The 13,356-nt window shown below is 69.6% G+C and carries 13 protein-coding genes; 7 read left to right on the forward strand and 6 right to left on the reverse strand.

Features of this window, described 5'->3' with window-relative positions; all coding sequences use genetic code 11:
• Positions 1-44: 44 nt before the first annotated feature.
• Positions 45-752, reverse strand: a complete 708-nt coding sequence (locus tag EJK15_RS42820; RefSeq protein ID WP_138716207.1) for a cache domain-containing protein — start codon at positions 750-752, stop codon at positions 45-47.
• 10 nt (positions 753-762) lie between these two features.
• On the reverse strand, positions 763-1,503 hold the full coding sequence (locus EJK15_RS42825) for a FadR/GntR family transcriptional regulator (RefSeq protein ID WP_206061447.1): 741 nt from the start codon (positions 1,501-1,503) through the stop codon (positions 763-765).
• 70 nt (positions 1,504-1,573) lie between these two features.
• Here EJK15_RS42825 and EJK15_RS42830 point away from each other — a divergent pair, with 70 nt between their 5' ends.
• From EJK15_RS42830 to EJK15_RS42850, 5 genes are read left to right on the forward strand one after another with little or no spacing between them, the layout of a single operon-like run.
• The gene (locus EJK15_RS42830) at positions 1,574-2,764 is read left to right on the forward strand and encodes a (Fe-S)-binding protein (protein WP_138716209.1); all 1,191 of its coding nucleotides are present in this window, start codon (positions 1,574-1,576) and stop codon (positions 2,762-2,764) included.
• Complete coding sequence (locus tag EJK15_RS42835; protein WP_138716210.1) at positions 2,761-4,260, forward strand: FAD-binding oxidoreductase; 1,500 nt, start codon at positions 2,761-2,763, stop codon at positions 4,258-4,260. Before EJK15_RS42830 ends, EJK15_RS42835 begins: the two co-directional genes overlap by 4 nt.
• Positions 4,257-4,508 (forward strand): hypothetical protein, encoded by a 252-nt coding sequence (locus EJK15_RS42840; RefSeq protein ID WP_240777573.1) that lies wholly within the window; start codon positions 4,257-4,259, stop codon positions 4,506-4,508. Before EJK15_RS42835 ends, EJK15_RS42840 begins: the two co-directional genes overlap by 4 nt.
• On the forward strand, positions 4,495-5,979 hold the full coding sequence (locus EJK15_RS42845) for an APC family permease (RefSeq protein ID WP_138716211.1): 1,485 nt from the start codon (positions 4,495-4,497) through the stop codon (positions 5,977-5,979). Before EJK15_RS42840 ends, EJK15_RS42845 begins: the two co-directional genes overlap by 14 nt.
• Positions 5,976-7,025 carry an LLM class flavin-dependent oxidoreductase gene (locus tag EJK15_RS42850; RefSeq protein WP_138716212.1) on the forward strand — a complete coding sequence of 350 codons (1,050 nt, stop codon included), beginning with the start codon at positions 5,976-5,978 and terminating at the stop codon, positions 7,023-7,025. The genes EJK15_RS42845 and EJK15_RS42850 overlap by 4 nt, the downstream gene beginning before the upstream one ends.
• A 171-nt stretch (positions 7,026-7,196) precedes the next feature.
• Here the strand turns inward: EJK15_RS42850 and EJK15_RS42855 are convergent, their stop codons facing one another.
• On the reverse strand, positions 7,197-8,114 hold the full coding sequence (locus EJK15_RS42855) for a hypothetical protein (RefSeq protein ID WP_138716213.1): 918 nt from the start codon (positions 8,112-8,114) through the stop codon (positions 7,197-7,199).
• A 740-nt stretch (positions 8,115-8,854) separates the two neighbouring features.
• Here EJK15_RS42855 and EJK15_RS42865 point away from each other — a divergent pair.
• Positions 8,855-9,352: a GNAT family N-acetyltransferase gene (locus EJK15_RS42865; protein WP_138716214.1), complete on the forward strand. Its 498-nt coding sequence runs from the start codon at positions 8,855-8,857 to the stop codon at positions 9,350-9,352.
• 134 nt (positions 9,353-9,486) lie between these two features.
• Complete coding sequence (locus EJK15_RS42870; RefSeq protein ID WP_138716215.1) at positions 9,487-9,867, forward strand: RidA family protein; 381 nt, start codon at positions 9,487-9,489, stop codon at positions 9,865-9,867.
• 318 nt (positions 9,868-10,185) lie between these two features.
• Here the strand turns inward: EJK15_RS42870 and EJK15_RS42875 are convergent, their stop codons facing one another.
• From EJK15_RS42875 to EJK15_RS42885, 3 genes are all read right to left on the reverse strand, one after another.
• The gene (locus EJK15_RS42875) at positions 10,186-11,565 is read right to left on the reverse strand and encodes an FAD-dependent monooxygenase (protein ID WP_138716216.1); all 1,380 of its coding nucleotides are present in this window, start codon (positions 11,563-11,565) and stop codon (positions 10,186-10,188) included.
• A 27-nt stretch (positions 11,566-11,592) separates the two neighbouring features.
• Positions 11,593-12,159 carry a TetR/AcrR family transcriptional regulator gene (locus EJK15_RS42880; protein WP_138716217.1) on the reverse strand — a complete coding sequence of 189 codons (567 nt, stop codon included), beginning with the start codon at positions 12,157-12,159 and terminating at the stop codon, positions 11,593-11,595.
• A gap of 211 nt (positions 12,160-12,370) precedes the next feature.
• A complete protein-coding gene (locus EJK15_RS42885; RefSeq protein WP_138716218.1) occupies positions 12,371-13,243 on the reverse strand; it encodes an NmrA/HSCARG family protein in 873 nt (290 codons plus the stop codon).
• Positions 13,244-13,356 lie beyond the last annotated feature (113 nt).

Here is a 13,356-nt window from a genome sequence, read left to right on the forward strand (position 1 = left end):
CCCGCCCACCCGGCGTGACCGAGAGGCCCCTGGCCGCCGGTCTCCTACAGGGGGCTGATCGCCCGGTCCCTGACGGACGTGACGATGCTCCAGGGCAACTCCGGCAACGGGAGCCGGTCCGACCCCGGATCCAGGAGCAGGGAGCCGGCGGGCAACCGCGGCGAGTTGGTCGCCACCACCCTGCCCTCGGCGTTCACCAGCGTGATCTGCGTGGGGCTCGCGGCCAGCACGCCGAGCAGCAGCGCCTCGAACCTGGCCGCCCGCACGTCGGCGCCCACCACGCCGAGGAAGCGGCCGTCCACCTCGGCGGGCGCGGTGAACGTCAGCATGTACGTGTCGGTGCCGCCGTAGTCGACGTACGGGCCGACGACGTGGCGGCGGCGGGTGCGCTCGGGCACGGCGAACCATTCGGCGGCCGTGTAGTCGTAGAAGTCGAGGCTCTCCGGGTCGAGGTCCACGTCGAGGAAGATCGGATCCTGTTCGGGCGGCGCCTGCCACCACTCCAGCCACCGCCGGTGGTCGGCCAGCACGCCGGGCGCGACGATGACGCCGGCCCCCGCCACCACCTCGTGCGTCCTGCTCAGGCAGGCGAAGATCTCCGGCCGGACCGCGGCGAGGTCGGCGCAGGCGAACGAGCCGGAGGCGCGATAGCAGGTCACGACGCTCGCCAGGATGCGATCCAGCGAGCTGAAAATGTCCGCGACGATCGTGTGCACCCGGTCCGCCACCTGATCGACGTGCCGATCGCTCATCGTTGCCTCCTCACTCGGATGCGACGAGCCGCCAATGGAACTCCATCAGACGCTCTATCCCCTTGTCGATGTGTTCCTCGGTGAGCGACCTGGCGCGGGCCGGGTCGCGGGACTCGATGGCGTCGATCACCTGGGTGTGGCTGCGTACCACGTCCTGCGGGTCGACGGCCTCCCCGTACGGGAGCCAGAGCAGCTCGCCCACCTCGGCCTGGATGTCGATCTCGGCGCGCGTCAGCCGTACGGACTGGGCGGCGGCGGCGACCTCGATGTGGAAGCGGCCGTCGGCGCGGCGGCGGTCGCCCACGGAGGTGGCCGTGTCGAGGCGGCCGAGGACCTGGCGCAGGCGCGTGACGTTGTCGGCGGAGGCCCGGAGGGCGGCCAGCCGGGCGGCGGTGCCCGCGATCGCGGAGCGGTAGTCGCCGATCTCGCGTAGCTCCGAGGTGCTGAGCTCGCGCAGGCGGCGTCGCAGCCTGGCCGTGGACGGGTCGGAGGGCGCGAGCACGAATGTGCCGCCGCCGCGCCCCCTGCGGGTCTCGACCAGCCCGCGCTCGCGCAGGGCGGCCAGGGCCGCGCGCAGCGTCACGGTGGAAACCTTGAGCGCGTTCGCCAGCTCCAGCTCGGCGGGGAGCTGGTCGCCGTCGGCGATCAGGCCGAGCGCGATCGCCTCGGCCAGCCGGCGCACCACGACCTCCGCCCGGCCCGAACCGTCATCGAGCGGGGCGAAGACCGCCGCTTTGGGGAGCTGACTCACACGCTCCAGCATATTGCCATTTGAAATATGAACTCATAGTTTTAAGCGCAACCCGCCCTAGGGAGGCCACATGCCGGATCCCGAGAAGAGGTTCGCCGAGGAGTGGCGCGACGCCGCCTACAACTGTTTCTCCTCAGGCCACAAGTTCTGCCGCGAGGTCTGCCCGGTCATGCAGGTCACGCGGAACGAGTCCTGGAGTCCCACCGCCTTCCACGCCAATGTCGTGGCGATGGAGAAGGGCGAGCTCGAGGTCGCGGACGTCGCGGCCGACTACGTCAACTGCACCGGATGTGGCGCATGCGAGCTGCGCTGCCCCAACTCGCTGTTCACCGGCGACTTCTACCGCTTCCGCACCCGTACGGTCGACCTGGTCAAGGCCGTGCGCGGCCTGGCCGTCTCGCAGGGCGTGCACCAGCCGGGCTGGCAGCGCTGGAACCTGCTCACCGACGAGCGCAGGCACGAGCCGGTGCTGAACGGCACCCCGGTCGGCCAGGCGCGGGTACGCGACTGGGCCGAAGGGCTGGACCTGCCGATCGGCGGGGAGACCATCTTGTTCGTCGACTGCGAAGCGGCCTTCTACCGCACTTCGGTGCCGCGCTCGGTGGCCCGGATCCTGAATCTCGCCGGCTACAAGTTCGGGCTGATGAACGAGCAGTGGTGCTGCGGCGGCCCGGCGGCCGAGATGGGCTACGAGGAGCAGGCGCGCCGGTTCGCCCAGCACAACCTGGACGACTGGCGGGCGGCCGGGGTGCGGCGGGTGCTGGTGCTCGACCCGCACGACTACATCACGTTCACCGAGGACTATCCGAAGTACTTCGGCGACGCCTACGACATCGAGATCGTGCTGGTCGTGGAGCTGCTGGCGGAGCTCATCAGGGAGGGCAGGCTGACACCGCGGGTCCCGGTCGAGCGTACGGTGACCTACCACGACCCGTGCCGGCTCAACAAGCGCAAGGGCGTCTGGCGGGAGCCGCGGGAGATCCTGCGGGCGATTCCCGGGTTGACCTTCCATGACGTGGACCGGGTGACGCAGTGGTCGTACTGCTCGGGCGGGGGCGGCGGGCTGCCCGTCGAGAAGCCGGAGCTGACCGCGAAGATCAGCGAGCACCGGGTCGGGCAGGCGGCGGAGCTGGGCGTGGACACGCTGGTCAGCGCCTGCCCGTGGTCGGAGCGGCCGCTGTCGGAGGCCGGTCAGGCGCGCTCGATCGACGTCGTGGACCTGCACGAGCTGCTGGCCGAGTCGCTGGGGGTGGCTCCATGACGGTCCTGCTCGGCGACCCCGTGCTGGAGGAGCTCAGGCAGATTCTCGGCCCCGAGCACGTGCTGACCGGCAAGGCCGACCGGCTCAACCGGGCGCGCGTGCCCGCGCCGTTCCCCGTGCACCGGTGGGCGGAGCGCATGCCCGACCTGGTCGTGCTGCCGGCCTCCACCGAGGAGGTCGCGGAGGTGCTCAGGCTGGCCAACAGCCTGCGGATCCCGGTCGTGCCGCGCGACGGCGGCACCGGGCTGACCGACGGTGCGGTGCCGCTGCGCGGCGGCATCGTCGTGGACGTCAAGCGGATCAACCAGATCAGGGAGATCGACCTCGACAACCGCACCTGCACGGTCGGCACCGGCATCAACGCGCTCAAGCTCAACGAGGTCCTCGCCCGACATGGCCTGATATATCCGGACGATCCGGCGTCCTACCCGTGCTCGCTCGTCGGCGGCCGGATCGGCACCAGCGGCTGGTCGCTGATCGGCTCCCGCTACGGCCACACCCGCGACCTGGTGCTCAGCTTCGACCACGTGCTGCCGACCGGCCGGGTCATCCACGTCGGCGACGGCATCGGGCGGAAGATCACCAAGAGCTCCAGCGGGTACCAGCTCAAGCACCTGTTCATGGGGCATCAGGGCACGCTCGGCATCGCCACTGAGGCGACGCTGAAGCTGTTCCCGAAGCCGGAGGCGGAGTTCTCGCCGTTCTGGGCGTTCGAGGACTACGACAGCGCCTACCGCGCGGTCGGGGCGCTGGCGCGGGCGGGCGTGGCCACGTTCGCCGGCGCGGTGCTGTTCGACGAGTGGAAGGTCGACTACCTGCGGCGCGACGACGAGGCCTACATCCCGCAGCCGTCGTCGGTGAAGGCGCTGGTGTGCGCCGCAATGTACGGCTACGAGGACGAGGTCCGGGCAGGCGGCAGGAGGCTGCTGCGCATCGCCCGCTCGCTCGGCGCCCGCTACCTGGGCGACGAGATCTCCGAGGGCGACTGGGCGGCCAGGCACGACAGGTACGCCACGCCGCTGCACGGCCGCAGCCGATCGGGCCAGGTCGTCCCGATGAGCTGGCACTGCGAGGACGCCTCGATCAACTACACGAACCTGCCCGCCGTACGGCTGGCCTGGCACGAGATCGCCGACCGGCTCAGGCGCGAGAGCGACGTGTTCGACGACTGGGGCATGTTCGCCTACACCAATGGCGCGACCGGCGCCGACTACCTCACCGAGATCGACATCGGCATCTGGGAGCAGCGGCTCGACAACGCCGCCTGGGAGGTGTGGGTGCGGGCCAAGCGCGACCTCGCCGCCGTGACGCTGGCGCACGGCGGCTCGATCAGCGCCTGCCACGGCTCCTGCCGCGAGGGCGAGGTGGACCTGGTGCCCGCCGAGCTCGGCGGTGGGTACGACGTGATGCTCGACATCAAGCGGGCCATCGACCCGAACAACATCATGAACCCCGGCAAGTACCTGCTCGACCAGGCATACGCGGAGCAATCGTGAAATATCGCTATCAGGAGGAGATGTCGCCTCCACCGGCCCAGCGGGTGACCGACGTGGCGATCACCCGGTTCGAGCACGTCTTCGAGGTCGAGCCCGGCCTCATGACCGACCACGTGACGCAGCAGACCTTCCCCAACTGGGACACGCTGCGCCTGGTCCGGTCCCGGGCCGACCACCTGGCCTGGATGCACCGGCACTTCGCGGACAAGGTGATCTCCGGCGAGGAGCTCCTCCATGACCTCGACTGATGACGCCGCGCTGAGCCCGGCGGACGACGCCCGGCTGGCCGACCTCGGCTACACCTCCGAGTTCCGCAGGGACATGAGCCTGTGGGCCAACTTCTCCCTCGGCTTCACGTACCTGTCTCCCGTGGTCGGGATCTACACGCTGTTCGCCTCGTCGCTGGCCGTCGGCGGCCCGCCGATGATCTGGAGCCTGGTCATCGTGGGCGCCGGGCAGTTCCTGGTGGCGCTCGTCTTCGGCGAGATCGTCTCGCAGTACCCGCTGACCGGCGGCATCTACCCCTGGGCCAGGCGGCTGTGGGGGCGGCGGTGGGCCTGGATGACGGGCTGGGTGTACCTGGTCGCGCTGCTGGTGACGATCGCGAGTGTGGCGTACGGGGCGGGACCGTACCTGTCCGCTTTTCTCGGGATCGAGGTGGGCACGGGGAACACGATCCTCTGCGCGTTGATCATCCTGGTCGGGGCGCTGGCCATCAACATGCTCGGGACCAGGGCTCTGGCGGTGGCGGCGATCATCGGGTTCGCCGCCGAGCTGGTCGGGGCGCTGGCCGTGGGCGGGTGGCTGCTGCTCACCCAGCGGCACCACGGGCTCGGGGTGCTGTTCGACTCGTTCGGTGCGGGGTCGGAGTCCGGATATTTCATCGCGTTCCTGGCCGCCGGACTTATTGGGATATTTCAGTACTACGGGTTCGAGGCGTGCGGTGATGTGGCCGAGGAGGTGCCCGACCCGACCCGGCGCATCCCCAAGGCCATGCGCATGACCATCTACGTGGGCGGCGCCGCCGCGACGTTCGTCTGCCTGGCGCTGCTGCTCGCGGTGCCCGACTTCGCCGCCGTCGTCTCCGGCGCCGACGCCGACCCCGTCACGAACGTGCTGACCACCGCGTTCGGCGCCGTCGGCCTCAAGGTCGTGCTCGGCGTGGTGCTGCTGTCGTTCCTGTCGTGCGCGCTCAGCCTGCAGGCGGCGGCGAGCCGGCTGCTGTACTCCTACGCCCGCGACGACATGATCGCGGGCAGCCGCGCGTTCAGGAGGTTCTCCCGGGCCAGGCGCATCCCGCCGAACGCGCTCCTGGTCGCCGCCGTCGTGCCCGCGCTGGTCGTGCTCGGCTCCATCGTGTCGGAAGACGCCCTCATCAAGATCATTTCATTCGCGGTGCTCGGCATCTACCTGGGCTTCCAGATGGTGGTGCTGGCGGCGTTGCGGGCCAGGTTGCGCGGCTGGCGCCCGTCCGGGCCGTTCACGCTGGGCCGCGGGGGGCTCGCCGTCAACGTGGCCGCGCTGGTCTACGGGGTGCTCGCCATCCTCAACATGGCCTGGCCGAGGACGCCCGACGCCCCCTGGTACGACAACTACCTGGTGGCCCTGTCCGGGCTGGTGGTGGTCGCCGCCGGGCTGGTCTACCTGCTGGTCGCCAGGCCGTACGACAAGGGCGACGCCCCTTCGGGCGACGCCATCCCTCAGGAGGTCGCACGATGAAGTTCAGTTACGTGATGCTGCCCGATTACCCGCTGCGGGAGTCGCTGGCGTCCATTCGCCTGGCCGACGAGCTCGGCTTCCACGCCTGCTACGCGGCCGACGAGACCTGGCACAAGGACCTGTGGCTGCTGTTCGCCGCCGCGGCGCAGCAGACCTCCCGCATCAGGTTCGGGCCCAGCGTGTCGTCGGTGGTGCTGCGCGAGCCGTCCCTGATCGCCCAGGCGGCGGCCACGCTCGACGAGCTCAGCGACGGGCGCGCCGAGGTGGTGCTGTCCAGCGGCAACTTCGGGCTGCTCGCGCAGTACAACATCGACTGGACGGTCACCAAGCCCCTGTCGCGCGTGAAGGAAGCGGCGCATGTGGTGCGCACGCTGCTGGACGACGGCGCGATCACCTTCGACGGCGAGTTCTTCAAGTACAGCGGCCTGTTCACCTTCGCCCGCCCGGTGCAGGAACGCGTGCCGGTCAAGCTCGGCGCGATGCGCGGGCCGCGCTCCTTCCAGGCGGCCGGTGAGCTGTCCGACGGCGTGCACCACGCGCTCAGCTACACCCGCGAGGCCTACGACTACCTCGTCCAGCACTTCAGGGCCGGCGCGGAGAAGGCGGGCAAGGACGCCTCCTCGATGGACATCGGCGCCTGGGTCGTCTTCGCCACCGGCCCGGACTCGGCCGTGGCGAAGGAGGCCGCCCGCAGCATGGTCGGCCTCTACGCCTCCTCCATGCCCGCCGAGCAGCTCGAACGCAACGGCGTCGACCCGAACGCGATGAAGCCGATCGTCGACGCCCTCGGCGCCGGCGACCTGGCCAGGGCGATCGAGCTGACCACGCCCGAACTGGGGGAGCGGCTGTCCATCGCCGGCACACCGGAGGAGTGCGTGGCCAAGATCAAGCGCGAGATCGAGCCGTCGGGCGTCAATCACATGATCCTGGCCATCACCGACGCGACGTTGGTCAAGCAGTTCATGGGACGGGAGCTGCCCGAAGTGGCGGATGTGGACAGCCAGCTCAGGCTGATCCACGACCAGATCATGCCCGCGTTCGCCTGACCGGGAGGTACGGCGGGTCACGTGGCGACACGATCAGCTCCGCGCCGCGGCCGGTGTCCCTCGCGCGGGCGTCACGCGCCGGGGGGGCGGCCGGGATGCGGCGCGCCGGCCCGGGAGTCGCCGAGGACCAGCTTCACTCCGCGGGCCGGCAGCGCCATCGGCGCACACGCGTCAGCGGAAGTCGGCGGTACGGAATACGGCCATCATGTCTTTGGGCCTGGCCCCGGGGTAGAAGGACGCCTCGGCGCCGACCCAGCCGCGAAAGGCTCCCTTGTCGTCGATGATCTGCAGCAGCGGTTTGATGTGTGAGTTGCCCGAGTAGCAGAACTGCTTGCTCTCCATGGCCAAGCACGTGCACCAGTGCCACAGGGTGTCGCGGCGATCGTGGTTGGAGACCTTGACGAGGTAGTACTGGATGGAGCTGACGTTCTTGCGGGTGCCGCCGCCGACGGTGGGACAGCCGCCGGACTTCTGGCACGCGCCCGGGGACGACGGCTGCAGGTAGGTCAGGCACCAGGTCGTGGTGGCGCAGGAGCGGAAGGAGGACTGCTTGAAGACCTGGCCGTCCGACTTCACGATGCGATGGCCCGACCAGGAGACCAGGTCCTGTTTGAGCGTTCCGGCGAAGGCTCGCACGGAGCTCATCGCGCGGCGAGTGGTGAACGGGGCGTTGCTTCCGTAGCCGTATCCGTGGGTGGCCAGGGTGCTGTCCGCGAACTGCAGCTGGGCGAGCTTGCCGTCAGGCGACAGCCGCACGTGCCACTTCTCGGTCCAGGTCTGGGCGATCTTCCATCTGATGCTCACCACGTTGCCGGCCGTTGTGTAGGTTCCAGTGCGGGATTCGTCCGGGGCGCCTGTGAAACCGGAGGCAGTCAGTACGTTGCAGGCGCGTACGCGTGAGCTGGAGCTGCCTGCCTTGGTTGAGCAGCTGGAATCCGGGACGACACCGGTGGCCTGTCTGCCCTCGGGGTTGCGCTGCCACCAGAGGTAGGTGTTCGCGCTGACAGTGCCGTTGGCCTTGAACTGGTATGTACCCAGACGCACCCAGTTCTGAGTGGACGCGGCGCGCAGGAAGCCCTGTGTGATCACAAAGTTCGCCTTTCCACCAGGCAAGGGCGACCGGGATGGTGCCGCGCTGGCCGAACTGGCCCCAGTGGCCAACAGGATGAGCGTCGCGAGCATGGCGGTGAGAACCGCGCGCACAGAGAACCTCCTCGATTACGGTCTCCGCCGATTCTTTCCCAAGAGTCCCTTCGACATCTGCCCGTTTGGCATACGTTCACAGTCGTTCTTCACGATGAGCGGGCCGCCTGGCAGGCGCTGGCGGCGGCGCGGGCCGGGACGTGGAGCTGATCGCCGATCACAGACGACTCCCTTCGATCGGCACCCGTGGCTCGTCGATCAGTCAGATGTCTCGGCCGGCTCGGAGTCGTCGGCCGGCGCGTACTGCTGGATTTCGTGGGTGGTGGCGGCCCAGCTGGCCAGCAGGTTCAGGCCTCCTGCGAGGGTGACCCGGGCTCGGCGGTGTAGGTGAGGAGGAACTGGCGTCGGCGCCCAGCGGGAAGGTCTCGAACGGCAGGGCGGCGCGCAGGCTGGGGGGCGAACCCGTCAGGCCCCATGCCGATTTTGTGTACTTATGCTCTTTGTGCATTCGTGCGCAGAAGGCCGGAGGGAGTCTCCCTAACGTCAGCGGTACCGGACAACAGAAGCGAGGAGATCCCCTTCGACATCGTGCGATCAATCCTGGCGCCCCGTCCGGGGCGCGCTCGCCCAGGCCGTTGACACACTCGCCCGTCCATCTCCACAGTCCCGGAAGACGGGGTGCTCGTATGCGTTCCGATGTCACGTTGCGGCGACTCGATGAGAGCCTGTTGCGTGGACTGCTTGATGCCGCAGTCGCCGACGCGGACCCGCTTGAGGTGATGCCTCCAGTAGAGGGACCCGCGGGATGGACGGCTGAACGACGGGAGACGTTCGTGCGGTTCCACCGGTCCAGGTCGCTGTCGGCCAAGCCCGTGCAGGCCACCTATGCCATCCTCGTGAAGGAGAAAGTGGTCGGGGCCGCTCGGCTCTTTCCGCTCACGGACGCCGGACGTGCGGTCGAAGCCGGCGTCTGGATCGGACGCACACACCGCGGCAGCGGAGTCGGCGGTGCCGTTCTCAGGCAGCTCCTCGACCTCGCCCGCGCCGGCGGTGCCCAGCGCCTGGTCGCCAGCACCACCGCCGGCAATACGGCCGCTCAGCGACTGCTCGCCACGCTGGGGGCCAGCCTCACCTGGGACGGCGACGCGGTCACGGCCCGGCTGAACCTCCTCGACGTCGACTAACGGCCAAGAGAGCGAGCTTCGGGCCGGGACGGAGAAGACCGCCTTCATCATTGCCCTGAACTGTGCCCAACTGCCAGCCCGGCGGCGCGCTCCATCGGAGTTGAGCAGAAAACTTCCAGACAGGAGCCCATTCGATGCCCCGAGAAGTCATCTCCACGCCCGAGGCGCCGGAGTACCCCAGCTACAGCCAGGCGGTGAAGGTGAGCAACACGATCTACGTTGCCGGAACAGTCGGAGTCGATGTGGTGACCGGCAAGCTGGCAGGGCCCACGATCCAGGAGCAGACCCGCCAGTCGTTGCTCAACTGCCAGGCCATCCTGCGCGCCGGTGGCGCCGAGCTGAGCGACGCCGTCATGGTCCACACCTTGCTCCTGCGACCCGAAGACGCCGACGGCGTCAACGAGGTCTTCGACGAGTTCTTCCCGGACGTGCGGCCGCCGCGCTGCGTGAGCAAGCTGGGTGTCGACCGGCCGGGGATTCTGGTATCGATCGCCATGGTGGTCGCCACAGACTGATCACCGGGCCCGGCCCGGCTTTCCGGCTCCGCCGGACCGGGCCAAGACGCAGGGAGTCCCAGGACGGTCAGCTACGAACTCGTCGAGCCGGAGCTCGGTCACGTGACCGGCTCGGGGGAGTCCGCCACGAACCCGCACACCGCACGGGCTGGAACGCATCGCCTGGCCCATCGCGCTCACCGGCCTCACCCTGGCCATGGTCTCGGTCCTGGGCAACCCTGCCGGCACACCAGGACCCCCCGGCGCACACCGATGGATAGGCGCCGGCCCCCGGGCCTCGGCAGAACCCGACTCCGGGATGAGCCCCCGGCCGGATGATCAGCCGGCTCGGTCCATGTCCGTCGGCACCGCCTCGGGACTGCCGATATAGGCGAGGTGGCCGTCCGGGCGGACAAGGTAGGCAAGGCGGCCCGCCGCCGGATGAGCGTGGGTCTCGAAGGGTGCGTCGACGTGGGTGCCGGGCGAGACCACCAGGTGATAATGCAGGTCGGCCGGGGCCATGCCGGCAGGTGCCCGATCTCCCGGCCGGAGCGCGCCGTGCGCGGAGCCGCCGACGGCGGGGCTGCCCCGGTAGCTGATCCAGGTCTGCGAGAACATCCTGGCGACCGCCTCACGCACCGGCGGCAGGTGGCTGAGCGGCCCGATCAGCCGACTGGCCACGTGCGCTCGCAGCCAGGCGGCGACCGGGTGCCCGGTGGCCTCCAGCGCGAAGCCGCGGTCGGCGCCGTTGAGCACCTTCCTGGCCACCGGCATGCGCTCGGCCTCATAGGAGTCAAGCAGCCGTTCACCGGCCTCGCCCCTGGCGACCATCGCGAGCTTCCAGCCGAGGTTGAAGGCGTCGCCGATGCCGAGGTTCATTCCCTGGCCGCCGGCCGGGCTGTGGATGTGCGCGGCGTCGCCGACCAGGAAGGTGTCGCCGGCTCTGAACTGCTCGGCCATCCGGCTGTGCACCCGGAACAGGGCCGTCCAATCCGCGCTGTTCAGCCTGGTGCGAACCGCGAAGAACGTTTCGAACCAGCGTTGCAGTCGCTCCAGGCTCACCGCCGCGTACGGATCGTGCGAAACTGCGCCGTCCGGGCTCGGCTCGGCCATGTCCGGTGGGAGCGCGCCGAACAGCCGGTAGCGATCTTGGCCCAGCGGCAGCATGCCGACGAAGCCGCCCCGGGTCAGGTTGAGCCTGAGTCTGCCGGGCGGGAGCCCGGCGTCCACGTGCACGTCGGCCAGCAGGCCGGTCTGCTCGTAGGTCCGCCCGGCGAAGCCGATCCCCAGCGCGCGCCGCACCCGGCTGCTCGCCCCGTCGGCGCCCACGACCCAGCGGGCACCACCGAACGTCGTCAACGTGGTGTTCCACTCGACGGCGTGGCCGCGTTCCTCCAGGCCCTCGACCAACAGCCGTTCGGTGTCGTCCTGGCCCAGCGCGACCGGCCCTCCGTCCCTTCCTGCCAGGGGCACCTCGGCCGCCCGACGGCCGTTCTCGTACAGCTCGGCGTGCGTGATCGGCAGGCCGCGCCGGCGCGCCCGGTCGCCCAGGCCCAGCCGGTCGAGCAGCTCCAAGGTCCTGACATGGACGATGGCCGCGCGCGACTGGCCGACCGGCCCGGGCTTGGCGTCCACGATCCGGAACGGCACGCCGTACGCGGCGAGCACGTTGGCGAGGGTCAGTCCGCTCGGGCCCGCGCCCACGATGAGGATGTCCACGAATAGTACGGTACTGGACCGTACTATTCAGAGCAACGGCAGCATCACTTGATCGACGATCCTGCGGGCCAGCTCCCTGTCCACGGGCTCCCTGCTGACCAATGCCTTGAAGAACAGGATCGCCGGCCCCGCCTGCCACACCAGCTCGACGTCGGCCTCCTCCGACACCTCGCCCCGCGCCCTGGCCCGCTCGAACACCGCCAGCACCGACCGGCGCCGCGCGCCGATGTAGTGCTCCTCCATGGCCGCCGCCAGGTCGGCGTTGCGCCCCAGCTCACCGAGGAGCCCCACGATCACGTCGCCGAGCTCGGCCAGCTCGTCCAGCAGCAGGTCCATGAGCGCGAGCAGGTCACCGCGCACGCTGCCGGTGTCCGGGTCGCCGGGCCCCCGGGAAACGGCATTCACGAACGCGGCCACCACCAGCTCGGCCTTCGACGGCCAGCGCCGATAGACGGTCTGCTTGCTCGCCCGCGCACGCGCCACCACCGCGTCGACCGTCAACCGGTCATATCCCGTCTCCCGCAACACCTCCAGGACCGCTCCCAACAACTCCGCCTCACGCGCGGCTCCACCCCTGAACGGCATCACAGACATGCGCTCACAGTACGAGGAGACAGCGACGCCGCCGGCCGCCACCCTTCGGCGGGAAGCTGGAACGTGCGGTCCGTCGGCGTACTCTGATCCGAACGCGTCCCGGATCGTCTTCGACGTCTCCGGAGACGTCGAAAAACGGCGAGGTTCTCGTCAGGCTGGTTCAAGGCGGCGACCTAGTCTGATCCGGCGAACCGGTCAGCCAGAAGGAGATCTAGCCCGCGAGGACTCTGTCCCAGTCCACCGTCTTGGCCCACTCGGCGTAGCTGTGCCAGTGCACGGCGGGATACCTGGCATGCAGAGTCTCGATGTCAAGGAAATCGGTGTTGTTCTCGAAGCTCTCGAACATCGTGGCCACCTCCTCCCCGGCCCACTGCCGCACCATGTCCAGCGGCAGCTGCTGGTAGGGGATCTCCCGGCCGAGCACCTCGCTCAGAATCCGGGCCGCCTCCTGTCCAGTGACGCGATCGGACGCGATGTCGATCCGCTCGCCGACGAGCTCGTCGGGGTTCTCAACGGCATGTACGGCCATGCCGGCAATGTCCAGGACGCTCACCTGGTCGAGCGGCTTGCCGGGAGTCAGCGGGTTGGCGAGTACGCCGTCGCCGAGCTGGCTGAAGCCGAGGTTGAGCACGTTCTCCATGAAGTACACCGGGCCGAGGACCGTCGCGCGCACCGGCCGCTCGCGTAAATACGCCTCGATGAGCTGCTTGCTGTCGGCGTGGTCGACGTTGGTGGCCTCCAGCCGGTCGCCGCCCCGCACAGAGGAGTACACCAGGTGGACGTCGAGGCGAGCGGCGGTGTCGACGAGCAGACGTCCCTGCGCGACCTCCTCGTCCTTGCCGCCCTCGCCGAACGGAACCGAGAGGCCAAAGACCGCGTCGGCGCCCGTGCAGGCCCGCTGGAGCGCGCCGGGATCGGCGAGGTCGCCGGTGGCGAGCCGCGCTCCCTGGGCCAGCAGCGCCTTCGCGGCGGGCGACTCGCCCGAGCGCACGTACGCCACCACCTCGTGACCGCGCTGCAGAAGCAGGTCGGCGACCGCGCCGCCCTGCCTGCCGGTGGCGCCAATGACGACGACTTTGGTCATGACAAACATCTCCATGGTTTGGGAGGGGATTCGATCCGGGACACGCGGGCGCGTTCCCGACCGGCCCATCCGGCCGCGCCGCCCGCCGTCAACGATTCTGTGACCTCAACCAC

It is taken from the genome of Nonomuraea basaltis (assembly GCF_005893125.1).
Lineage (GTDB): Bacteria > Actinomycetota > Actinomycetes > Streptosporangiales > Streptosporangiaceae > Nonomuraea > Nonomuraea basaltis.